Here is a 22,938-nt window from a genome sequence, read left to right on the forward strand (position 1 = left end):
ACACTCTAACTGATGACACTTCCTGACATCACCTGCTATCGTGATGTCACACCATGTCATCAGAACAAAAGGGGAACCATGACCAACGATGTGTGGGTACTAGGCGCTACCGGCAGAATGGGGGAGGCCATCACCCGGGAGCTGACCGAGCGCGGAATCGCACCAGTCCTCGTCGGGCGCAGCCGCGAGAAGCTGGATGCTGCATCGCAGGCGACCGGATCACGGACAGTCGTCGCGAGCTCGCCTGCCGAGATGGCTGCGGTGATCCGACAGCAGCGCCCGGCCGTAGTGGTCAATACGGTCGGCCCATTCCGGCTGACTGCCGACGAACTGGCAGATGCCGTCCTGCCCGCGGGCCACTACGTCGACTTGGCGAATGACCTGCCCACAATCTTGTCTCACCGTAGGCGCGACGCGGCTGCTAGACGCGCGGGCCACACTGTCGTCACAGGGGCGGGGTTCGGTGTAACTGCAACCGAAAGCGTTCTCACGTGGCTCATGGCTGACCGCCCAACCCCCAGCAGGGTGCGAATCGACATGATCCCATCGATCGCCTCCACGACCGGTCGGGTCGGTGAGGCCCTGGCAGGATCCCTTCTCGATGGCATCCCGGACATCCCGGGAGGGCGACGATTCCAGGCCCGCGCTATCGCCGATGGGAAGCTCACCGCTGCACGCCTGGCTGGCAACGCCACCTCGCTTGTCACCCCTGACGACGACGTTGCAATAACGGGCCTGATGCCGCTGGGCGAGTTACTCGCCGCCCAACGCGCTTCGGATGCACCCTCCATCGAGTCCGCCTCGAGTGAAGCACCTTCGGGGGTCACCCGCTTCGTCGTGCGAGGCATCCTGCCGTTGATGTACGTGACCCCGCTACGACGCCGCGCAATTCGGCTTCTGGCAAAAGTCCGGACGACTGAACGCGCAGCTCCACGACGCCATTCGTGGGCCCACGCACGCGTCGAATGGCCGGATAGCGCAGCCAGTGAAGGCTGGCTGCGTTTGGGAGACGCCAACGATGTGACCGCATCCGTGGCAGCCGAAGTAGCGTCGCGCCTGGCGACCGGTCGCGGAACGCCCGGCGTGTATACACCCGCCGAGCTGTTCGGAGCAGAACTCGCCGAGGCCTGCGGCGGCGACTACTCTCTCGCCACCGAATCCTGACCACAGACCCCAGGCTCTGCGGTGACGTCGCACGGATCGATGCCGAGGACAGAGCATCTGCGGTTGACGGGACTCAGTTGACGGCCCTGGCGGCGTCAGGCGCGGCCGCGAACTTGGCTGGCCCGAGGTCGATGCGCCGAAGCAGTTGAGCATTGAGCGCTACGACGACGGTGGACAGCGACATCAGGACTGCTCCGACCGACATCGGGAGCACGAAGCCCGCCGGCGCCAGGACGCCGGCAGCAAGAGGCACCGATACGAGGTTGTAGCCAGCAGCCCACCATAGGTTCTGTTTCATCTTCCGGTAGGCGGCCCGGGACAGCTCGATGACAGACAGGACGCTGCGCGGGTCAGAACTGGCCAGGATGACTCCGGCCGAGGCGATGGCGACGTCGGTGCCTGCGCCGATCGCGATTCCAACGTCGGCCTGGGCGAGCGCCGGGGCATCGTTGACGCCGTCGCCGACCATCGCGACCTTCTTACCCTCGTGCTGCAACTGGGCGACCTTCGCTGACTTGTCCTCGGGACGGACTCCCGCAAACACACGGTCGATGCCCAACTCGTCGCCGACCTTGAACGCGACGGCCTCAGCGTCACCGGTGATCATGACGACCTCGACGCCAACCTCACGGAGTGCATCGACGGCGGCAAGAGACTCTGTCCGGATCTCATCAGCAAGTTTGAGCCCGCCGATCATCTGGCCGTCTCGGAGGACGTGCAGGATGATCGCGCCCTCGTCGCGCCACGCATCTGCGATATCGATGTGAGGCTGTCCGGTCTCCTCGAGGAGGCGCGGTCCGCCGACCCGGATCTCTTGGCCGGCCACTGTCGCGGTCACGCCTACCGCGGGGGAGGACGTGAATCCGCTGGCCCGCGCGAATTGCAGATCCTGATTCTCCGCTGCGGCGACGATGGCACTGGCTAAAGGGTGCTCACTATCAGCCTCGGCCGCCGCTGCGAGCGCAAGAACGTCGGCGGCGTTCAGGTCCCCAGCCGGCTCGATTCCGGTGACAACGGGCTCTCCTTCGGTGAGGGTGCCTGTTTTGTCGAAGAGGACTGCGTCGACCTGGCGCATGGATTCGAGAGCGAGTCGGTCCTTGACGAGGACGCCGCCGCGTGCGGCGCGCTCAGTTGCGATCGCGACCACCAGCGGGATCGCGAGTCCCAGTGCATGGGGGCAGGCGATCACGAGCACGGTGATGGTGCGCGCGACTGCGTCATCGGGATTTCCGGCGAGAGTCCAGGCCACAGCGGTGATCACAGCGGCGGCGAGCGCGAACCAGAACAGCCACGCGGCGGCACGGTCGGCGATGCGCTGAGCTCGTGACGTGGAGTTCTGCGCCGCTGCAACGAGCCGGTTGATACCTGCCAGAGTGGTGTCGTCGCCGGTGGCCGTGATCCTGACCTGCAAGCCGGAGTCCGTCGCGACGGTTCCCGCAGTAACAGCGTCGCCCTGGCCCCGTCCTACCGCTCGCGACTCGCCAGTGACCATTGACTCGTCCATGTCCGCACGGCCGTCGATGATGGTTCCGTCGGCGGGGACACTGCCGCCTGGCCGGACGATCACGACATCGCCCACGATCAGGTCGGCGGGGTCGATCTTGACTACCTGGTCGTCCTCGATTCGCTCGGCGCTGTCGGGGAGGAGCGCTGCGAGGGAGTCGAGCGCCGAAGTCGTCTGAGCAAGAGACCTCATCTCGATCCAATGACCGAGGAGCATGATGACGATCAACAGCGCCAGCTCCCACCAGAACTCGAGCTCGTGGTGGACGATCCCGAGCGTGGCGGCCCAGGAGGCGAAGAACGCCACGGTGATGCCTAGCGCTATCAGCAGCATCATTCCCGGCTTGCGGCTCCTGAGTTCACCCCAACCGCCGCTGAGGAACGGTCGACCGCCCCCGACGTACATGAAGGTGCCCAGTACCGGAGCGACCCACTGCGCCCATCCGGGCACCGAGTACCCCACGAGCATGCCGAACATCGGAGAGAAGGCGACGACCGGCACTGCTGCAGCCAGGTTGATCCAAAACAGCCTGCGGAACCGGCCAACATGGTCGCCGTGACCGTCATGCCCGCTGTGGCCGCCATGCACGTCGCGCTCGCGCACCTCCCCATGTCCCATGCCGTGGCCACTGTGGGGCGTGTCGGCATTGACCGCTTGATCGTGAGAAGCCCGTGCCCCGTCATGCGCATGCGTGTGGGCGGCACTCTCGTGATGGTGCTGATGCATGTCAGGGTCAGTCATTCGTCGTTCTCCCACCTGGTTCAGGGCATCACGCCCGACATGGGCACCACCGGCCGCTCACATTCGACTCAGGAAACTGGCTGGATCTCGCTCTCGACGACCCACTTGTGGTTGGTCATCTTCATGCCGTCGGCTTCGTAGTCGACCATGTACACGGTCTCGTCAGTCGAACTGGCGATCGTGGCCGTCGCGCCCTTCATGCCCTTCATGTGCTCGGCGAGGAGAGTCACCTCGGTGCCGTCGGACAGGCGCTGGCCCCCCGCGTCCTTGAGTTCTTCCTGCACGACCCACTTGTGGTTCTCAACCGGGTCTCCGCCGGTGGTGGGGGTGTAGTTCACCGCGTAGGTATAGGTCCGGTACGCGCCGGCGATTGTGGCGGTCGCTCCGTTCATGCCCTCCATGTGGTCGGCGGTGAGCTTCACCTTCGTGCCAACGGGGTATGTGGGGGCAGCCGCGGTCTCGATTCCTTCGGGCGCCGGCCCTCCATCCATCGGATGCTCCATAGCCGAATGATCCATTCCTCCGGAACTGCTTGCAGCGCCACCACTGCGACCCTGACTCCCGTGCTCCTGGTGGCTCCCTGACTTCGACGGCGTTACCTGCTCCTGGTCGCCGGAAGCACAGCCGGCGAGTACCAGCGCACCGCCGAGGACGCCTGCTGCAATCGCCGCGGTGAATCGCTTTCGCATGTGAACTCCATTCCTTGTTTGTCATATTTACCGTATACCCCTCCAGGGTATCGATCAAGCGCTGCCATCGCTGGTCGCTGACGTCACGATGCGGTCGGCGAGCGTTGCGGGACTTGCCGCGCGACGTGCGGCGCACTCGAACCGTCGCCTTGTCCCTTCGGTGACCCCGGTCCGACAAGCGCACCTGTTCGGTGGAGGACACGCAACGCGAGCGTCGCCCCGACGCCGATGGCGATGAGAACTGCCCAGATCAACGAGGGGAACCCCACTTGATGCCCTAATCCGAGCAGTGCTCCGGTTCCCAGGTTTCCGGCCAGGATTCCGACCCCGACAACGGTGTTGTACAGGCCGTAGTGCGTAGCGACTAGTCGGTCCCCGGACAGGTTGACCACGGTATCCATCTCAAACGGGAAGACTGTCGCTGTCGCGACAGCGAGACCAGCGGCCGCCATCAGCAACGCGGTCACCGCCGCGACCTGTCCGGCAAGGGTCGCCGTCGGCACGAACAGCAGTGGAATGAAGGCTGCGGTCATAATCGCCATCCCGACTCCGAGGCTGCGTGTTGGCCCGAAGCGGCGGCGGAACCATGTCGTGATTCGCAATTGTCCCGCCACAGCGATCACTCCGCTGACAACGAATACCGCGGCGACGAGATAGGACCCTGCCTTCTCGCTGGAGGTGATCGACGCCGCGTGCAGGGGCAGCGCGAGATACACCTGGAACGACAGGACGTAAGAGCCGATCATTGCGCACGAGAAGAGAATGAATCGCTTGTTCCCGGCGACCGTGCGCCAGTCAGAGCGGACAGACCGCCTCGGCTCAGCTGTGCGGTGCTCACGATCGCGTGGCAACGCGAGGATCTGCGCAGCAGTGAGCAAGGCGAAGACCAGAGCGGCCACGAGGGCAGTGGCTCGGAAGTCCAACGCCATCAATGCGACCCCGACCAACGGGCCGAGGAGAATACCGGCCTGATAGAAGATGTTGAATACCGCGAAGGCTTCGATGCGACGGTCGCCAGCGTCTTTGGACAGATAGGCGCGCACCGCCGGGTTGAACAGGGCGCCTGCGAATCCTGTAGCCGCGGACGCTATCAGGACTGCGGGCAGTGAATCCACGGCTGCGAGCAGTCCGAACCCGACAGTTCGTAGGAGACATCCGGCAACGATGAGCGGTTTGTACCCGAGCCGATCTGCCAGGGTCCCACCAACGAGGAACATGCCCTGCTGAGAGAAGTTGCGGATGCCCAGCACGAGTCCGATTGCCCAGCCGGCGAGTCCGAGAGGACCGGCCAAGTATCCGGCGAGATAGGGCATCAGCATATAGAAGCCCAGGTTGATGGTGAACTGGTTCACCATCAACACTTGACTGGGTCGATCAAAGGTGCGGAAGGTTGCGACCGGCCCATTCATCGCGAGGCCAAGGGGTGGTAGACGGTGCTGCAACGTGACCACCGGGTGACGACGGATTCTGCGGGGTCAGCGATTGTCAACGGGGCCGTAGGGAGATCGATCGTCGGGTCGATGCCGTTGGCATTGCAGAACGCATCGTTGTAGACCGTGCCGTAATACCGCTGCGGGCCATCCGGAAACACACCAGCAACCACCGTGCCTGGCGAGCGCGTGCCGGCCACCCAGCCTGCCGCTAACGCAACCGCGCCGACGCTCCATCCTCCAGTGGCGTAATGCGTCGAAGCCAGACTCCGGCATGCAGATACCGACTCTGACGGAGCGACCCAGTGCACCTCCGAAAACGCCGAGTAGTCGACATTCTCGGGATAGATACTTGATCCCAGGCCTCGCATGAGGCGCTTGCGAGCGGGCTGACCGAAGATCGTCGATCCCACCGTATCGACACCGATGACGTCGAGGTCCGGTAGGAACTGGCGCAAGGTCCGGCTGATTCCAGCAGAGTGCCCGCCGGTGCCGACAGAGCAGACCAGCACGTCGATGTGCCCTAACTGGGCCAGGAGTTCCAGCGCGAGCGGTTGATAGGCGCTGACATTGTCGGGGTTGGTGTATTGATCCGGACACCAGCCGGTTGGGTCTGCGGCGAGGATCGCCTGGACTCGCTCTCGACGGGCTTGCTGCCACCCACCGGTTGGGTGGGGTTCGGTGACCGTCTCGACTCGGGCGCCGTACGCGGCGAGCATTTGTGTGAGGATCGGCTCTAGACCGGGGTCGGTGACTAATGTGACGGGGTGTCCGTGCACGATGCCAGCCAACGCTAGACCCAGACCGAGCGTTCCGCTAGTCGACTCCACGATTCGCGCGCCTGGTGCGAGTTCCCCGCGAGATTTGGCCCGTTCGACCATGTGGAGCGCGGGCCGGTCCTTCATCCCTCCTGGGTTGAATCCTTCGAGTTTGGCCCAGAAACCATGCCCGTTCCGCGAGAAGGGCTCCGCGATCCGCATCACCGGGGTATGGCCCACCAAGGCGCCCGGGCACCCATACATGGATGTGTGTTCAGTGAATACATGACGCGGGGATGGCAGCGGACTCGGAGAAGTGTCGGTAGTGACGTCAATGCTCACGTAGTGGTCCTTTCGGTCGCGAAGCAGGCCACCCGCAGACATGCGGCGAGTCAGCGCCCGCGATGGTGGGCGACATGCCCGTTGCTCGTCCGGTCGGACGAGCAACTCGGTTGCGATCAGGGATGAAGTTCTGACGCCCCTTGACTGTGCGTGCGCTACCCATGTCGTTACGTATGCTCAAGATCAAGATTTCCTCAAGATCCCCAGCGCAGGTCGAACGGCGACCTGCATTCGGTCACGATGGAGTGCATGGATGCGATCGTTGCCAACCCCAGCCCTGCGGCAGTGACGGAGCCACGACCCAAATCGGGGCTACGGGCGTTGGTCATCGAGGACGAGTCAGACCTCGCTGAAGTAATCGCTGATTACCTGCAACGCAGCGGGTTCGAAGTCACGATCAGCAATGACGGTGCTGCAGCGGTTGTGGCCGCGAATCAGTACCCCCCAGACGTGGTGGTCCTCGATCTTGGACTGCCATCCGTCGACGGCGTCGAAGTATGTCGGCAGTTACGCACATTCAGCGACGCCTACGTGGTTATGGTCACCGCCCGCGCTGATGAGGTGGACACTCTCGTTGGATTGTCTGTTGGGGCCGACGACTACCTGACCAAACCGTTCAGCCCGCGCGAGCTCATCGCTCGCATCGAAGCGATGCTGCGCAGGCCCCGGGCCGGAACGGTCAGCGCCCCCGGGGCGCCTCCGTCCGCGAAACGCCGCATTGGCGACCTGACGATCGACCCCCATGCACGTGAAGTCTCGGTCGCTGGAGCGCCGATCGAACTCACCCGGACCGAGTTCGACATTCTCGACGTCATATCGCGACGACCCGGGATGGTCTTCAGCCGCGATCAGCTACTCGCCGAACTGTGGGGGCCGACGTGGGTCGGAGACTCGCACGTGGTCGACGTCCACATCGCTAGCCTGCGACGCAAACTTGGAGACACCTCTACCGTCCGTCGTTATATCCGCACCATCAGGGGTGTTGGGTACCGGATGGGCGAGGGAGCATCACCGCAATGAGTCGGCAGCGGTTCCACTGGCGACGTCCAGCCGTGTCGCGAACTGGGTTTGCTCCGCGCCTCTTCATCGCGCAAACGGTGGTGATCGCCGCCGGCGCAGGCATCGCAGCTCTTGTCGCCTGGGCGGTAGCACCACAGCTGTTTCACACTCACCTTGAACACGCGGGGTTATCGTCGACGTCCTCGCAGGCACACCACGTCGAGGAAGCGTTCACTTCCTCCCTTCTCGTGTCAGTATCTGTCGCACTACTCAGCTCGGTAGTCCTAGCGCTGGTGGTCAGTTGGCTGATCACTCGCCTGGTCGAACGATCCATCGGCGCAGTAGTCACCTCAACAGCGAACATCGCGGCAGGTAACCACGCAGTTCGTGTACCTCCGAGCCGGTTGGGGAGGGAGTTCAGCGACCTCACTAGAAGCGTCAATCAGCTAGCCATCCAGCTCGACAGTATCGAGGAGGTTCGCCAGCAGATGCTCTCCGATCTCGCCCACGAGCTACGGACACCGATCACAACCATCGTTGCGCAGGTCGAGGCCGCGGAAGACGGTATCCGGGCGCCGGGGGACCAGATGTATGGGGTGATACGCGGCGCCACTGACCGCCTCAGACGTCTCGCCGACGACATCGACGCGGTCTCTCGTGCCGGCGAAAAGCAACTACGGACGACCCCGGAGCCAACTGCGGTGAACGAGATCATCGTGGCGGCAACCCGCGAAGCCCAGACTAGGTTCGATAACGCGGGCGTGACCTTGGCCGTCGGCTCGACCGTCGACGATTACATTGACGCGGACCGAGCCCGGATCGGTCAGACCTTGGCGAACCTACTTAGCAATGCCCTTCGGCACACACCGACGGGAGGCACAGTCGCAGTAGGTAGTCACCGACGCGACAACAGCCACATCAACATCACAGTCGAGGACAACGGCGATGGGATACCAGCTGACCACTTGCCCCACATCTTCGATCGGTTCTACCGCACTGATACTTCTCGGAGCCGCGATGCTGGGGGCAGCGGAATCGGCTTGACCATCGCCCGCGCACTTGCCGAAGCACACGGTGGCACCCTCACCGCCACCAGTCGCGGCACTGGGGGAGGAGCTACCTTCACCATCACTCTGCCAAAGCAACCTCCCGAGTCCCACCTATACGCGCCAGGCCACAGTTCGCGCACACTCTCGGGGAACGTGAGTCATCGAACCGTCTAGATGACGCCGGTGCGCAGGCTCGGATTGACGGCGCACCAGGCGAGGGAATCTCGACCACATCGCTAGGCGAACTGCACATCGGTCGGTCTTCGCGTCAGACGACGAACCGCTCGACTGCGCACGTCCGTCGGAACCAGCACCCCATCATTGATCACCGCGAGAATCCGATTCTCTGCAAATCCAGGATGACGACCCCCGTCCGTACTGGTCTAGCGTCCACATTCGCCGCGCCGACCGAGGTCTGGAAGAGCGCGGTCACGCCTCGTGCAGTCGGCCTCGCGATCGGAGTTGGCCAGCAGACGACGCCGCCAGATTTCGATGAGCACAGTGCCGATCACCGTCGGCACCAGCCACGGGATCAATGCGGCGGAACCGGCCATCGGGCCGTCAACGACCAGGGCAACCACTACTAGAGCGGTAACCAGCGCTATGTACGAGCCACCTTGACCGTGGACATAACCGTGACTCCAGCCCGGGAAGCGGTGGTCGGCGGAAACACGGGCAAGGAGCGCCAGAACATAAGTGAGGAGCGAGACCGGAATCAGCCACCAGAGCTCCGTCCGGTATGAGATCACGAGCGCAGTCGCACTCAGGCATACGGTCAGCACGAGCCAGCGGTAGCTGGCACTGATCGGTCCAGTGGCGCGTTCACCGGCGTTGAAGCGCCGGACGTCTTGTCTCATGGCGAAGGGTCCGACGACAAGGGCAGCGGCGCCGACCACGATATGACCCAGAAGGAGGACGGTGTGCATCATGGCGGACCTCCCTGGAGGCCGTTAGAGAGTATTGCAATACTAACTTACCTTGCTAAGTTAGTGGTATGTCAAGGAGTCTGAGCTTCGACCTGCACCGTCTGACCGCCCAACTCGATCGCTCGGCGGACCGCATCTTGCGCGCCGACTCGGGGCTGTCGTATCGCCGGTTCCGAATCCTGTTGATCGTGGGGCGCCTCGGCCCGGCAACGCAGCGAGCAGTGGCCGAGGAACTCGGAGTCTCGGAGCCCTCGGCGAGCCGCATGACACGGGTGCTGGCCGAGACGGGCCTGCTTGCCGTCGGCCCGGACCCGAGCGGCGGCAACCGCAAGAAACTGAGCCTGACTACCGAGGGCGCAGAGGTGGTCGAGCGATGCCGCACACTGCTGGACTCGCGGTTCAGTGATCTGGTTCAGCGAAGCGGGGTGTCGCTCGATCAGTACGCAATCGATACTCAGCGACTACTCGATACGTTGCGAATGTCGCCGTGATGGTCAGGACCCCATCCCGGCCCGGTATTACGTCACAGTGACGTATTGGCGTGAGGTGGCCGCCCCTGAGGCAATGGGCGACCAGCGACGAGTTGGACCGACAATATCCCGAGGAGATGATTCTCCGCCCGAATTGAGGCGCGGGCGCCGGCCAGAACCGTCCGAACCGCCAGATCTTTCTCGGAGCAGGATTCAGGGTCGGACGACTTTCACACGTTCGCTGCCTGCTCTGATCCATCCTGGATCTGTCAGTGACAGATCCGGCGCAACGGAGCCTTCCGTCGCACCTGGTCGAACACGTCTTGATTTAATGCCGATAAGATACATTATGTCATCTTGAGTACTGCATATTGCACCAGATGACTCCTACCGCATCTATTACAACCAGCCGGCCTCCCCCGACTGGTGCGTCCGACAGTCCGCCCCGTCCACTTATCTCCAGTGGACGGGGCAGACTACCAGTGAAGCGGTCTCAGCTCAGGCGAGGCGGGAGACCACCTCGGCAGCCAGCGGCCGGGACGACGCCGGGTTCTGACCGGTGACCAGGCCGCGGTCAGTCACGACGTTGGACTCCCAGGGGTCACCGACCTCGACCTGAATGCCCGCTTCTGTCAGTCGGTCCTCGAGCAACCATTTCGCCTTGTCTGCGAGGCCCGCCTGCGATTCCTCGGCGTTGGTGAAGGCGGCCACCCGGTACCCGGAGAACGCGTTGGCCCCGTCCTCGATCGTGGCGGCCAGCATTGCGGCCGGTCCGTGACAGACGATCGCGAGTGGCTTGCCGGAATCGCGGGCGGCGACCAGCAGCTCGCCAGAGGTGTGGTCGACCGCAAGGTCCTCCATTGGTCCGTGCCCGCCAGGATAGAAGACCGCCACATAGTCGTCGAGGTCTACGTCTCCGAGCGCAATCGGATGCCGCAACTCGGTGATGGAATCGAGAGTGGCCCTGACCTGCGCGGCGTTGGTCTCGCCACCGTTGGCCTCCGCGCTGAGGCTGCCCTCGTCAACGCTGGGTATCACACCGCCCGGGGTCGCAACGACAACGTCGTAGCCGGCCTCCGTAAAGACCTCGAACGGTCCGACGGCTTCTTCGGCCCAGAAGCCGGTCGGGTGCTTGGTACCGTCGGCGAGCGTCAAGTAGTCGACACCGGTCATCACGAAGAGGATCTTTGACACGTTTGTATGCTCCTAAGGGCCAGACGAAATTCGGATTCGACACACTGCGAAGGACGGGGCACCGCACTCGCAGGAGCCAGCCCACCGCAGTACTTCAGTTCAACTCCGTGGCGCGTCTGCGCTATTCCGAGCCGAGCTAGACTCAGCCCGGTGTCGCGTTCCGCGGAACGCAGAGTAGCGACAGCTCCCGCTGTCTGTGAGATACTTCTAGTGGTCACGTAGCCTCTCGACCAGCTCGTTCTTGTTTAGCGATGAATAGCCGGTGAGCCCCAGTTCGTTCGCGCGTGACTTCAGCTCATCGACCGTCCAATCTTCGTAACGATGCGAATGGCCACCGGCCGCCCCGACCGCAGAGCGGCCACGGTTGGCCGCCGCGTTCGCAATTCTGGCCGACTTCGCTTTTGAATCGCCTTCGTCACGCAGTCTCTCGTACAGCTCATCGTCTTTCACTGATGGACCAGGATCCTTCTGCGGCATGTCGTGCCTCCATTTCCTCGATTGAGCGAATTTCGACGCGGTCGTCAATCAGCCTCGGACGAAGCGCCTCGCAGCTTCTGGAGCAATATGGGCGCGATGTCACGGAGGAAGGCGTCTTGAGAACTTCCGCCGATCTGAACCAATGCGATGTCGGTGAAACCCGCTTCCCAGTACCGACGGATGCCATCGACGGTCTGGTCGAGATCGGGCCCGCAGGGTATCGAATCGGCGACGTCGTCGGGCGTCACGAATTTGGTGGCGGCAGCGAACCCCGCTGTTGTCCGCAGGTCGGCGTTCACATCCCAGCCTCCGGCGAACCACCGGAACTGATCGCGTGCCCGTTCGACGGCCTGGCTTCGGTCCTCATCCCAACAGATCGGAATCTGTCCGATGGCGCGCGCCTGCCCACCAACCGTTCCGGTATCTGGATTTTCGTTCCAAGCGGTTACCAGATGCCGATTCGGTTCCGTGGCGATCAGGTGGTCGGCGAGCGGACCGAACGTGTCGATCCCCTTCGGCCCCGAGACCGCCACGCCGATCGGGACGCCACCCTCGGGCAGATCCCAGATGCGCGCCGAGTCGACCTGGAAGAACTCGCCGCGATGGTCCACCATCTCGCCCGTGTGCAAGGACCTAATAATGCATATCGCTTCGGCAAGCATCGCGTGCCGCTCCTCAACCGACGGCCATCGCTCCCCGACTACATGCTCGTTGAGGTTCTCACCGCTACCGAGGCCCAGAGTGAATCGACCATCGCTCAATATCTGCATTGTGGCGGCCTTTTGCGCCACAATCGCCGGGTGATACCGCATCGACGGGCACGTGACATACGTCATCAGCTCGACATCATTGGTCGCTTGTGCCACGGCGCCGAGTACCGACCACGCATACGGCGCATGCCCTTGCGCCGAGAGCCACGGGAAATAATGGTCACTGCACACTTCGAAGTCGAATCCGGCGGCTTCGGCGTCCACCGCATATCTGACGAGATCCTTCGGACCGGCTTGTTCGGTCATCAGCGTGTATCCGAATCGCACAGTCACAGCTTCCCCCACTCCTTCGATGTGGCTTGGATGGGCGTAGGAGTCCGTCGTCGGCAGGGCGTTTCGCGAGTTGTATCGAGTTGGAAGTCAATGGTTGGGTTTGCGAGAATCACCGACCCGGTGTCCTGATCCGACCCTACGCGCGCACGTATCGACCCGCGCCGGTTCTCTGCGCAAATCGCGTGCCAGAGCCTCCCGGCTCGGTAGACGAGGACTGTGCTCGGCGACCTCGCCGACAAGTGCTCGCATACGCCTCGGGCAGTTGAGCGTGGCGCTCAGTCGCCTTTATCGACGCTCATATCGATGCGAACTCCAGAGGCGATACACCCAAGAGTGATGCACAGGGATTCCAGTAAACCTCTACATGTTGCACCGGGCGAAGCAATCGCCCGCTGCTCGCCGTGCCGGATGCCAACGCGCTGTGGGACTTTGATCTCCTAGCTGAGCCTCAGTGACAGCGAGGTGAGACCTGCCCTGGTACGACTCACGCCTGATGTGCCAAACCTGAGCCGTACACTGCTGGCCCGAATACTCCACTGTGTCGAGTCATTGCGCTGCCAGTACTTCCGAAGTGGGCCCATGGGTTATCGCGTTGACGAGTTGTTCGATCACTGCCCGGGATACTTGGGGCGGCGGGGCGTGCGTAAGAAGACCTTCGATGACGAACGTCCCGATGCGGATCACGGCGTCCGCGTCCGGTCCCGAAAGCCCTGCGGCGGCGATATCGTCAGAGAAGAGCGCTTCAGTGTACGCGTGAAAGCCATTGTGCCATTCATCGATGACTGTCGACTTGGCCGCACGCTCGTGCACGGTCGACACCAACGGACCCACCCGCTGCAGTCGCTCCACCAGCCATTCGAGCCGCTCGGCGAGAGAGCGATCCGCAACGGCCGCGTAGTCCTCCGTATCCTCGGTCACGATGACCGACAGGACGGCCACCAAGATGTCATCCTTGTCCTCGAAATACCAGTACAACGTATTTGCTGTTATGCCAACGGCTTTGGCTAGCCGGGTGATGGACGTGCGCTCGAAACCTTCGGACACGAACAGGTCGCGCGCGACGCCGATGATGTCTGCGCGCTTTTCCTCCCTGTTGTGAAGTCCGCGGTTTCTGGGCATGGTCTACATCCTATCTTGAACACCGTTCAAGGTGCTGATACGGTTCTTGAGAGCCGTTCAAGAGAACGGATAGTCCTCATCACCGGTCGCACCGTGCATCCCGCCACAGAACAGGGGAATTATCAGATGGCCACTGACGATCACGCCCATTTCACGCGTTCTGAAACCTCGTTCACCTCGGACGGTGTCCGGTGCGCAGCAACAGTGTTTCGGCCCACGACGGCGCACGTAGCGCCACTCCCCGCGATCGTGATGGCGCACGGATTCGGTACACCCCGGGCAATGCGCCTGTACGCGTACGCGGAGCAGTTCGTAGCGGCGGGTTTCATCGTGTGTGTATTCGACTACCGGCACTTCGGGGACAGCGACGGCGAACCACGGCAGCTGTTGGATATACCGAAACAACTCGTCGACTGGCGCGGCGCTGTCGACTTCACACGGACGCTCGATGGAGTCGACGAGAACAGGATCGTCGGGTGGGGCACGTCCTTCGCCGGCGGCCACGTACTCACCCTCGCGGGCAACGGACTCGAATTCGCCGCTGTCATCGCGCAAGTACCCCATGTCAACGGCGTCGCCGCCGTCCGTGCAGTCGGACTCCGGCACGCGCTACGAGTCGGACCTTCGGCTATCAGCGACGGCATCCGAGCACTTCTTCGACGCCCGCCGCGCTATATCGACAGTGTCGGCCTACCTGGATCGCATGCAGTGATGGTCTCACCGGATGCGATTACCGGACGCGATCGACTGTTGCGCGGGTCAGGATTAGTCGTCGGCGACTACCCCGAGACTGTCGCCGCACGCATACTGTTGAAAATCTGGCGGTACTCCCCCGGGCGAACAGCGGCAGCGATCGGATGCCCCACATTGGTCCAGATCATGTCCGAGGATGTAGTGACTCCAGCCGCAGTCACACAACGCACCGCAGAGAAGATGCGCAATGCCACGGTTCGTACCTATGCGGGTGGTCATTTCGATCCGTATGTCGATCCACTCTTCTCGACAGTGGTGGGTGACCAACTCGATTTCCTTGCCGAGAACGTGCGGTGACGCAGCGCGCAGCCCGTCGCGCACCTTCACGCGGCGCGCCATCCGGACTCGCCGTCCGAGCCACTGCGCTGCCAACCGCCGGAATCGCACCGGTGCCAACCCGGTCCAGGACCTCGATCCGCGGAGACCACCCCGCCCGATCAGGAATTGAACACGACAAACCGGTTGCCCACCACTCCGCTAAACGGGCAGACTCGCGCATATGGCTGTCCTACGACCCGTCGACACCGATCACTGGACGCGTCGCGAGTGGTTCGAGCACTATCGATACCGCCGTCCTACGTATTGTTCGATGACGGTCGACATCGACGTGTCGCAGCTGGTCCCTGCGGTTCGGGCGGCCGGCCTTCGCAGTTATCCGGCACAGGTCTGGGCGTTGGCGACGGTAGTCAACAGGTACCCGCAGTTCCGCATGGCCCTCGACGAGAACGGTGCTCCAGGAATTTGGGACGCCGTCGACCCATCCTTCACGGTGTTCAACCCGGATCTGGAGACGTTCTGCAATGTCTGGGCGTCGTACGAGGACTTCCCGGCATTCCATGATCGGGCCGCACACCTGATCGACGAGCATCGGAGTGCGACAACGCCTTTCCCTCAGGGGTTCCCGCCGCCTCCCAATCTCTTCGACGTCTCAAGCATCCCCTGGACCTCATTCACCAGCGTCTCGCTGCACATGCAGACCGGGTGGGACCACTTCGCACCGGCGTTCACACTCGGTCGGTACCGCGAGGACGGCGACACCCTCATGATGCCCCTCGCGTTGCAGATCCATCACGCAGCGGCCGATGGCTATCACCTGGCCCGGCTGGTCAACGACCTGCGCGCACTCATCAGCACACCTGAGGAATGGTTGACGTGACTAAGCCGTAAACGCAGTCCAGCTAACTTCGCGACCTACCCGAATCATCGAATCGTTGCCCGCCCAGCCGATAGCTGTTTCGGCGGTAGCCGACATCGGCGATCACCGATGAGGCGTCAACGTGATGGAGCCGATCCTGACGCCGCCTAGATACGCCGGCCCCTTGTATCCGCCGTGTCCATCACGGTTCAGGAAAACTCGGTGCCCCGGAAACAAGTCGACATAACCGCCTTTGGCCGTCGGATGAATCCGGTAGCGGCCAATGAGCACCAGGTCCCGGCCCGAGACATGGGCGTCACGCTGGAGCAGCACAGCTCCGGACGACAACGTTGTGGACGTGTAGGCGCCGGGTGCGACGTCAGCGGACGCTGGCCCGGCGGTGCCGAACAGACTTGCAGCACCGATAACCGATGCGGCCAGAGCGGTCCAGACCACCCGTGGGCTTACATTCATATCCATGGTTCACATCCTGGTAGCTCGGGGTTCCTACGCTACGCCTGGCCTGGATCAGCCATCGTTCTATGCACCAGTCAAGCCGGGTAAGCCTTAGACGTTCTAAAAGCACATTGGTGGTGTGCGCGGCTCGCGCTTGATGTCTCCGGTTTCGATAGTGGTTCAGCAGCAGGTGTTGAGGACCGCCCGGAGTGCTTCTAGGTTGGCTGGCTCAGCACGATAAAGGTTGTTGACGCCGCGACGTTGCGAGGTGACCAGGCCTGCGCCCCGGAGTTGGTTGAGGTGGTGAGATGCGGTGCCCCCGGAGATGCCGACGGCGGCGGCGATGGCGCTAGCGGTCATCTCAAGGTCCGGATCACCCATCAGGAGCGACACCATCTGAATCCGGACTGGATCAGCGAGGGCCTTGAGCCGGAGAGCGAGCTCGACGGCGTCATCGCTTGGCATTGGGCCGGCGGCCAGTGGTGCACAGCAGATCGGGGCGCTGATGTCCATCACGGGCAGAGACTTGGGCATAGTCTCGAATCTACCCATACCTTTGACATATATCAAAGTAATGAGTTACAACGGAGACGTCGATTGCTTAGACATTTGTCAAATTCTTGGAGGCCCCCATGTCCCGCGTCCAACTCGCACTCAACGTCGACGACCTAGAGACGTCGATTGCGTTCTACAGCAAGCTCTTCAACACCACGCCCGCCAAGGTCAAACCCGGGTATGCGAACTTCGCCATAGCTGAGCCGGCACTCAAGCTGGTGCTCCTCGAGAACCGCGGCGAGGGTGGCACCATCAACCATCTCGGCGTCGAGGTGGACGCTAGCGAGGCTGTTCACAGCGAGATTGCTCGACTGTCCAGCGAAGGCCTGTTCACCGAGGAACAGATCAACACAACCTGTTGCTTCGCTACTCAGGACAAGGTGTGGGTCGGCGCACCCGACGGGGAACGTTGGGAGGTTTACACCGTCCTGTCTGACGCGGACACTTTCGGCGAAGCGCCGATCGCGTCATCCGATTCCGCAGGCGCCGACCTCGGGCTGACGCAGACCGCGTCGGCGTGCTGCACTCCAACCTCGTCAACCTAGGTCGATCTTCGACGGGCGTCGCTCTGATGAGCGGCACCCCTTCGTGTTGCGGCTTATATCGACATACGTCAATATCGATATATGTCAAAGTCACTCGAGGTCGAGATCGCCCCGGCACGATGTTCGCCGCTGGCACGAGAGCCCCTGACGCCAGAGCGAACGGTGGAGGCGTGCGCGGTATTTAAGGCACTTGCCGATCCGGTGCGTTTGCAGTTGTTCAGCCTCATCGCCAGCCACGAGGGCGGTCAGGCGTGCGTGTGCGACATCCTGCCAGCTGTGGATGTGTCGCAGCCGACGGTGTCGCATCATTTGAAGGTCCTGCGGACTGCGGGGCTACTCGAGTCCGAGCGCCGCGGGTCGTGGGTTCATTACCGGGTGGTTCCCGACGCCCTCGGTGTGGTCGCCGACATCGTGGTGCCGCTGACCGGAATGGCGATCGCATGAGCCTGCACGCACCAGGTCGGAACGTTGCGGCGAAGATGTCAACGCTGGATCGGTTTTTGCCTGTGTGGATCGGGTTGGCGATGGTCGCCGGCCTGCTACTCGGGCGCCTGATCCCCGGACTGAACACCGCACTGGAGAAGATTCAGATCGACGGGATCTCCCTACCGATCGCCGTGGGCCTGCTGATAATGATGTACCCGGTGCTGGCGAAGGTCCGATACGATCGCCTCGGCACCGTCACCGGCGACCGCCGACTACTCGTTGGCTCATTGGTCCTGAATTGGATCGTCGGCCCGGCACTTATGTTCACTCTGGCGTGGCTACTGTTGCCGGACCTACCCGAATACCGGACTGGGCTGATCATCGTCGGACTGGCCCGCTGCATTGCCATGGTGATCATCTGGAACGACCTCGCCTGCGGTGATCGCGACGCTGCCGCAGTGCTGGTAGCGATCAACTCTGTGTTCCAGGTTGTGATGTTCGCAGTCCTGGGGTGGTTCTACCTATCGGTTCTGCCCGGTTGGCTCGGGCTGGAACAGACCACCATTGACGCCTCACCGTGGCAGATCGCCAAATCAGTGCTGATCTTCCTCGGCATCCCACTGCTCGCCGGATACCTGAGTCGCCGGATTGGCGAACGCCGGCGCGGCCGCGATTGGTACGAGCGGGCGTTCCTGCCCCGCGTCGGGCCGTGGGCACTGTACGGACTGCTGTTCACAATCGTTCTGCTGTTCTCCCTGCAGGGCGAGCAGATCACCTCTCGCCCTGGCGATGTCGTCCGCATCGCGGTGCCGCTGTTGGCCTACTTCGCAATCATGTGGGGCGGCGGGTACCTCCTCGGTGCACTCCTGAGACTCGGTTACCAACGCACCACCACCCTTGCGTTCACCGCAGCTGGCAACAACTTCGAACTGGCGATCGCCGTGGCGATCGGCACGTACGGCGCCACCTCTGGCCAAGCCCTCGCGGGCGTTGTGGGCCCCCTCATCGAGGTCCCCGTCCTGGTCGCCCTGGTCTACGTCTCCCTCGCCCTCCGTAACCGCTTCACACCCGCTAACGCCGCCGAAAAGGACATGCCATGACACCCTCAGTCTTGTTCATTTGCGTCAAGAATGGCGGCAAGTCACAGATGGCCGCTGGCCTGATGCGCCAGATCGCCGGTGACGCAGTCGAGGCGCACTCAGCGGGCACCCATCCCGGCAACGCCATCAATACGCTCTCAGCCCAAGCACTCGCCGAGGTCGGCGTCGACATCAGCACGCAGACACCGACCAGCATCGACCCATACCTGCTGCGAAGCGCCGACAAGGTCATCACCCTCGGCCGCGAAGCTGTCATCGACGCCCCCGGCATCACCGTCGTCAACTGGGACACCGACGAACCCTCCGAACGCGGTATCGGCGGAATCGAGCGCATGCGCCTGGTCCGCGACGACATCGCCGCACGCGTCGACGCCCTCGCCGCCGAACTCGCGCGAGAATGACGCTGCGGAGCGTTCTTCCATGCCCACCCGAAAGGCCTGGCGGCCTGGGGACCCGACTTGCCCTCTTTGCTAATATCTGCAGGTAGAAACCCTGCCACGTGATTGAGGACTGCGCATGAGCATCAGCCCCGAACGGGACCGGCCGAACGCGGTCGAGTACATCCTGTACTGCTACGGGAAACGTCTACCCGACTCGATGCGGGGCTGGGTACGCAACGACCTCGGCGGCCCCGGTGCCGTACGCCGAACTGTCGTCCGCTGGAGTGCCTTGTGCGTACTGGTTCTGCTGCCGCTGTTCCTGATTCCGACAACGCTGTTCGTGTACGCGAGCATGACGCTGCCGATTCTCATTCCGTTCGTCTACTTCTCGTTCGCACTGAACCGGGTGTGGCGCCGACACCGGCTGGATCAGCACGGCCTCGATCCGGATATCGCCGACGAGATGAAACGGCAACGGGATGCGCCGATGCACCGGACGTACGCAGAGAAGTACGGGCCTCGCAGTTAGCTACGTCTAGCTGCCAGCTCCGGCTTTCCGCATGGATCGCGTCATGGGGACCGGGACCTCGGGACCCGGGCGAGCCGACCTCGAGGCCATCGCGAGCACCAGAACCGCTATTCCGAGCAGCGCGTACGAACTGCCGGCTATCTGCTGCCACCACAGCCATTCGAGTTCACGTTGGTGCGAGTTCGGGAAGAACCTGTGCGCGCCGACCACCGCGACCGATGCGATGACTCCAGGAACCACCAGCCATCCCTTCGACTCCGAGAGTCGCTCGACCGCGAGCACCGTGCCCACCACGAGCGCCGGAGCCAGCCACACCCAGTGATGCGACCACGAGATCGGTGACACGAGGAGCGCGAACATCGCATTGCACACGAGTGCGAGCGGAGGGATGTGAGCACTCTCCCGCATGGCTACGACGGTGACCGCCAGGACCAGTCCGCTCAACACCAGCCAGAACACTGTGAACATCGGCTCGGATGTGCCCAGTCGCGCGAGCACCGCCTGTATCGACTGGTTCGCTGCATACGGCGAGCCGCTCAAACCGGACATCTGACCGAACCCGCCGAACCAGTACTTCACCGATTCGTGCGGCAGCACCAAGAACATCACCGCAGTAGCGACCGCGCCGGAGACCGCAGCAGTAGCCGCGGCGCGATACTCCCGCCGGATCAGGAAGTACAGCACGAAGACCGCCGGAGTCAGCTTGATCGCCGCAGCCAGTCCGACCAGCATGCCGCGGGGCCACTTCGCCGTTCGGGCGAGACAGTCGACGGCGACAAGACCCAACAGAAGCAAGTTGACCTGACCGAACATCAAGGTCTCGGAAACCGGTTCCAGGCTGAGCATGACCGGCGTCGCCGTCGCCGTCACCCACACGGCGCGTCGGACCGAGAGCAAGGTCATTCGCCGCAGGACGACGTAGGTCGCGGCAGCCAGCGATCCGATCGAAGCGAGAATCAGTCCCGCCGACGCGACACCCCACGGGCTGAACGCGAAAGGAGCCAGCGCCGCCACCGCGAACGGCGGGTAGATGAAGGGCAGTTCCGCCCCGGCTGCGGTCTCAGGCAGCTGTCCGTACAGATCTCCACCGGCGCCCAGCGTGTGGATACCGATCCGGTAGACCTCGAGATCGATGAAGCCCTCGCCCTCTCGACCGAGAAGCCAGACTGCGGTCCACACCGCCAACGCTACGGCGTTCACCGAGACCGGAATCGCCCATAACAAGCGTTCCTTCCCAGACGGCAGGTTTCGCATCATTCAACAGACTCCAGTCGGCGACCTTGCAAAGGACGAGCGAGAATCGACATTCCGAACATCAGCGCTATTCCCGATGATCCGACCGATTCACTCGCGCTCTGGCCGACCGCGACTAAACCGTTGCGACAAGCGCAGCAGACAGCGTGAGCACGAGGAAATGGTCGCCCGAGTCCACCACCCTAGACGATGGTCCTATACGCAGCTAACCGCGCGCGTTCAGGCCTCTATGACGGCGCCGCAAATGCCGCATTCCTCGAACTCTCGACGACTCCAGCGTGCGACCGGAATGAAGAACAATGTGAATTGCTTGTACTCCCGGATTCGCAACCAATCTGTCGTATTGTGACAATTCCGACAAGACCGGCTATGGCCTGTTCCAAGACGCTTTCGCTTCGTGCCGTACCCGAACAGAAAGAACATCAGGCCAGCGTAATGGTGACCTGTATCGCACGAGCTATCGCTTATGTTGATTGGACTGAGTCCAACACCGCGTTCAGCGGAGCGCGAAGGCTTACGCCGAGGTGTTCAACGCTCTCCTCGGGTGAGCCGGATTCGGTGGCAGACTCGATGGCGACAGGGAACCGCAAGAACGCATTCGAGAAGGAGCGGGCGGATGGCGACGGAATCTGATCTGAAGACTGTGCTGGACGGGCTGGCCGGGACCCGCGGGTGGCAGGAGGATTTCTACCGGCACCTCCATCAGCATCCGGAGTTGTCGCATCAGGAGCATCGCACCGCAACCCAGGTGGCGGAGCGACTCGCCGACACGTCGTTCGACATCCACGACGGCATCGGCGGCGCAGGCATCGTCGGGGTGCTCCGCAACGGCGACGGTCCCACCGTGCTCCTGCGGGCCGATATGGACGCGTTGCCGGTTCGCGAGGCAACGGGACTCCCCTATGCCAGCACGGCGACGACGACCGATGCGGACGGCAGCGAAGTCCCGGTGATGCACGCCTGCGGCCACGACGTGCACGTCACCTGTCTGCTCGGTGCAGCTCAGTTGCTGTCCGACGCCACCGATCATTGGACCGGCACGGCGGTGCTCCTCTTCCAACCGGCGGAGGAGACCGGCGACGGCGCTCGCACCATGCTCGACGACAGGTTGACCGATCTGATCGGCGACGTCGACGTGGCCTTGGCTCAGCACGTACTGCCCTTCCCGGCCGGCATCGTGGGAACCAGGCCGGGTTCGGCACTGTCAGCTGCGGACAGCATGCGGATCACCGTCCACGGACGCGGAGGGCACGGATCCATGCCCCAGGCCACCATCGATCCCGTCGTCCTTGCGTCGATGATCGTGATCCGTCTGCAGACTGTCGTCTCCCGCGAGCTCGCTCCCGCCGAACCTGCTGTGCTGACGGTCGGCAGCGTCACTGCGGGAAGCAAGAGCAACATCATCCCCGACCACGCGGTCCTCGAACTCAATGTCCGCACGTACAGTGCCGACAGCCGTGACACCGTCCTCAACGCCGTGAAGCGGATCGTCCAGGCCGAGTGCCAGGCCTCGGGTTCGCCGAGGGAGCCGGAATTCGAGCTGTACGACCGCTTTCCGGCCACCGTCAACGACGAGGACGTCACCGAGCGCGTCGCCGACGCATTCCACAGACACTTCGGAGAGTGCAGCGAGACGCTTCCCCTGCAGACCGCCAGCGAGGACTTCAGCGATATCCCCGATGCTCTCGGCGTTCCCTACACCTACTGGGGAATCGGTGGTGCCGACCCCGACACGTACCGTTCCGCCGAGGCGGCCGGCCGGGTGTCGGACGATATCCCGGTGAATCACTCCGCGACATTCGCGCCGGTCATTCAGCCCACCCTCGATACCGGAACGCAGGCTCTCGTCGTCGCGGCGCTGGCTTATCTGTAACCGACGACGCTGCCGAAGTAGTTCGAC

At 63.0% G+C, this 22,938-nt stretch carries 25 protein-coding genes; 12 read left to right on the forward strand and 13 right to left on the reverse strand.

Features of this window, described 5'->3' with window-relative positions; translation table 11 throughout:
* Positions 1-12 precede the first annotated feature (12 nt).
* Complete coding sequence (locus FO044_RS07740) at positions 13-1,164, forward strand: NAD(P)H-binding protein (protein ID WP_207924516.1); 1,152 nt, start codon at positions 13-15, stop codon at positions 1,162-1,164.
* A 73-nt stretch (positions 1,165-1,237) separates the two neighbouring features.
* On the opposite strand, the gene FO044_RS07745 is transcribed toward FO044_RS07740, so the two are convergent.
* From FO044_RS07745 to FO044_RS07760, 4 genes are all read right to left on the reverse strand, one after another.
* Entirely contained in the window at positions 1,238-3,286 is a 2,049-nt protein-coding gene (locus tag FO044_RS07745; RefSeq protein ID WP_235831572.1) for a heavy metal translocating P-type ATPase, read from the reverse strand.
* Between the two features lie 191 nt (positions 3,287-3,477).
* The gene (locus FO044_RS07750) at positions 3,478-4,098 is read right to left on the reverse strand and encodes a YdhK family protein (RefSeq protein ID WP_132994238.1); all 621 of its coding nucleotides are present in this window, start codon (positions 4,096-4,098) and stop codon (positions 3,478-3,480) included.
* 83 nt (positions 4,099-4,181) lie between these two features.
* Complete coding sequence (locus tag FO044_RS07755) at positions 4,182-5,507, reverse strand: MFS transporter (protein WP_132994237.1); 1,326 nt, start codon at positions 5,505-5,507, stop codon at positions 4,182-4,184.
* Entirely contained in the window at positions 5,504-6,550 is a 1,047-nt protein-coding gene (locus tag FO044_RS07760) for a PLP-dependent cysteine synthase family protein (protein WP_132994395.1), read from the reverse strand. The genes FO044_RS07755 and FO044_RS07760 overlap by 4 nt, the downstream gene beginning before the upstream one ends.
* 327 nt (positions 6,551-6,877) lie before the next feature.
* Here FO044_RS07760 and FO044_RS07765 point away from each other — a divergent pair, with 327 nt between their 5' ends.
* Both FO044_RS07765 and FO044_RS07770 read left to right on the forward strand, forming a co-directional pair.
* On the forward strand, positions 6,878-7,648 hold the full coding sequence (locus FO044_RS07765; protein ID WP_186290511.1) for a response regulator transcription factor: 771 nt from the start codon (positions 6,878-6,880) through the stop codon (positions 7,646-7,648).
* A gap of 77 nt (positions 7,649-7,725) precedes the next feature.
* A complete protein-coding gene (locus FO044_RS07770) occupies positions 7,726-8,850 on the forward strand; it encodes a sensor histidine kinase (RefSeq protein WP_235831552.1) in 1,125 nt (374 codons plus the stop codon).
* 209 nt (positions 8,851-9,059) lie between these two features.
* Here FO044_RS07770 and FO044_RS07775 read toward each other — a convergent pair whose 3' ends face one another.
* A complete protein-coding gene (locus FO044_RS07775; RefSeq protein ID WP_132994235.1) occupies positions 9,060-9,605 on the reverse strand; it encodes a hypothetical protein in 546 nt (181 codons plus the stop codon).
* Between the two features lie 65 nt (positions 9,606-9,670).
* Between FO044_RS07775 and FO044_RS07780 the strand changes: the two genes are divergently transcribed.
* Positions 9,671-10,093: a MarR family winged helix-turn-helix transcriptional regulator gene (locus FO044_RS07780; RefSeq protein ID WP_132994234.1), complete on the forward strand. Its 423-nt coding sequence runs from the start codon at positions 9,671-9,673 to the stop codon at positions 10,091-10,093.
* 477 nt (positions 10,094-10,570) lie between these two features.
* Here the strand turns inward: FO044_RS07780 and FO044_RS07785 are convergent, their stop codons facing one another.
* The 4 genes from FO044_RS07785 to FO044_RS07800 form a co-directional block, all read right to left on the reverse strand.
* Complete coding sequence (locus FO044_RS07785) at positions 10,571-11,266, reverse strand: type 1 glutamine amidotransferase domain-containing protein (RefSeq protein ID WP_132994233.1); 696 nt, start codon at positions 11,264-11,266, stop codon at positions 10,571-10,573.
* Positions 11,267-11,473: 207 nt separating this feature from the next.
* Positions 11,474-11,743, reverse strand: a complete 270-nt coding sequence (locus FO044_RS07790; RefSeq protein WP_132994232.1) for an SAP domain-containing protein — start codon at positions 11,741-11,743, stop codon at positions 11,474-11,476.
* Positions 11,744-11,787: 44 nt separating this feature from the next.
* Positions 11,788-12,786 carry an LLM class F420-dependent oxidoreductase gene (locus FO044_RS07795; protein ID WP_132994231.1) on the reverse strand — a complete coding sequence of 333 codons (999 nt, stop codon included), beginning with the start codon at positions 12,784-12,786 and terminating at the stop codon, positions 11,788-11,790.
* A gap of 546 nt (positions 12,787-13,332) precedes the next feature.
* Positions 13,333-13,905 (reverse strand): TetR/AcrR family transcriptional regulator, encoded by a 573-nt coding sequence (locus FO044_RS07800; RefSeq protein WP_132994230.1) that lies wholly within the window; start codon positions 13,903-13,905, stop codon positions 13,333-13,335.
* Between the two features lie 126 nt (positions 13,906-14,031).
* On the opposite strand from FO044_RS07800, the gene FO044_RS07805 reads away from it, so the two are divergent.
* Entirely contained in the window at positions 14,032-14,955 is a 924-nt protein-coding gene (locus FO044_RS07805; protein ID WP_132994229.1) for an alpha/beta hydrolase, read from the forward strand.
* A 202-nt stretch (positions 14,956-15,157) separates the two neighbouring features.
* Positions 15,158-15,814, forward strand: coding sequence for a CatA-like O-acetyltransferase (locus FO044_RS07810; protein WP_132994228.1), 657 nt, complete (start codon positions 15,158-15,160; stop codon positions 15,812-15,814).
* Positions 15,815-15,916: 102 nt separating this feature from the next.
* Here the strand turns inward: FO044_RS07810 and FO044_RS07815 are convergent, their stop codons facing one another.
* Both FO044_RS07815 and FO044_RS07820 read right to left on the reverse strand, forming a co-directional pair.
* Entirely contained in the window at positions 15,917-16,273 is a 357-nt protein-coding gene (locus FO044_RS07815) for a hypothetical protein (protein ID WP_328591155.1), read from the reverse strand.
* A 156-nt stretch (positions 16,274-16,429) separates the two neighbouring features.
* The gene (locus tag FO044_RS07820; protein WP_132994227.1) at positions 16,430-16,783 is read right to left on the reverse strand and encodes an Rv2640c family ArsR-like transcriptional regulator; all 354 of its coding nucleotides are present in this window, start codon (positions 16,781-16,783) and stop codon (positions 16,430-16,432) included.
* Between the two features lie 98 nt (positions 16,784-16,881).
* Between FO044_RS07820 and FO044_RS07825 the strand changes: the two genes are divergently transcribed.
* The 5 genes from FO044_RS07825 to FO044_RS07845 all read left to right on the forward strand — a co-directional run bounded on the left by FO044_RS07825 (position 16,882) and on the right by FO044_RS07845 (position 19,784).
* The gene (locus tag FO044_RS07825) at positions 16,882-17,349 is read left to right on the forward strand and encodes an ArsI/CadI family heavy metal resistance metalloenzyme (RefSeq protein WP_132994226.1); all 468 of its coding nucleotides are present in this window, start codon (positions 16,882-16,884) and stop codon (positions 17,347-17,349) included.
* Positions 17,350-17,430: 81 nt separating this feature from the next.
* Positions 17,431-17,793 (forward strand): ArsR/SmtB family transcription factor, encoded by a 363-nt coding sequence (locus tag FO044_RS07830; RefSeq protein ID WP_132994225.1) that lies wholly within the window; start codon positions 17,431-17,433, stop codon positions 17,791-17,793.
* Positions 17,790-18,875 (forward strand): ACR3 family arsenite efflux transporter, encoded by a 1,086-nt coding sequence (gene arsB / locus FO044_RS07835; RefSeq protein ID WP_132994224.1) that lies wholly within the window; start codon positions 17,790-17,792, stop codon positions 18,873-18,875. Before FO044_RS07830 ends, arsB begins: the two co-directional genes overlap by 4 nt.
* The gene (locus FO044_RS07840; protein WP_132994223.1) at positions 18,872-19,276 is read left to right on the forward strand and encodes an arsenate-mycothiol transferase ArsC; all 405 of its coding nucleotides are present in this window, start codon (positions 18,872-18,874) and stop codon (positions 19,274-19,276) included. Before arsB ends, FO044_RS07840 begins: the two co-directional genes overlap by 4 nt.
* Positions 19,277-19,391: 115 nt before the next feature.
* Positions 19,392-19,784 carry a DUF5313 domain-containing protein gene (locus FO044_RS07845; protein ID WP_132994222.1) on the forward strand — a complete coding sequence of 131 codons (393 nt, stop codon included), beginning with the start codon at positions 19,392-19,394 and terminating at the stop codon, positions 19,782-19,784.
* A gap of 6 nt (positions 19,785-19,790) precedes the next feature.
* Here the strand turns inward: FO044_RS07845 and FO044_RS07850 are convergent, their stop codons facing one another.
* Positions 19,791-21,041, reverse strand: coding sequence for a glycosyltransferase 87 family protein (locus FO044_RS07850; protein ID WP_132994221.1), 1,251 nt, complete (start codon positions 21,039-21,041; stop codon positions 19,791-19,793).
* A 216-nt stretch (positions 21,042-21,257) separates the two neighbouring features.
* Positions 21,258-21,461 carry a zinc-ribbon domain-containing protein gene (locus tag FO044_RS07855; protein ID WP_132994220.1) on the reverse strand — a complete coding sequence of 68 codons (204 nt, stop codon included), beginning with the start codon at positions 21,459-21,461 and terminating at the stop codon, positions 21,258-21,260.
* Between the two features lie 193 nt (positions 21,462-21,654).
* Here FO044_RS07855 and FO044_RS07860 point away from each other — a divergent pair, with 193 nt between their 5' ends.
* Positions 21,655-22,911 (forward strand): amidohydrolase, encoded by a 1,257-nt coding sequence (locus tag FO044_RS07860; RefSeq protein WP_235831551.1) that lies wholly within the window; start codon positions 21,655-21,657, stop codon positions 22,909-22,911.
* The last annotated feature ends 27 nt before the right edge of the window (positions 22,912-22,938 follow it).

Origin of the sequence: Gordonia zhaorongruii (genome assembly GCF_007559005.1) — a bacterium.
GTDB lineage: Bacteria > Actinomycetota > Actinomycetes > Mycobacteriales > Mycobacteriaceae > Gordonia > Gordonia zhaorongruii.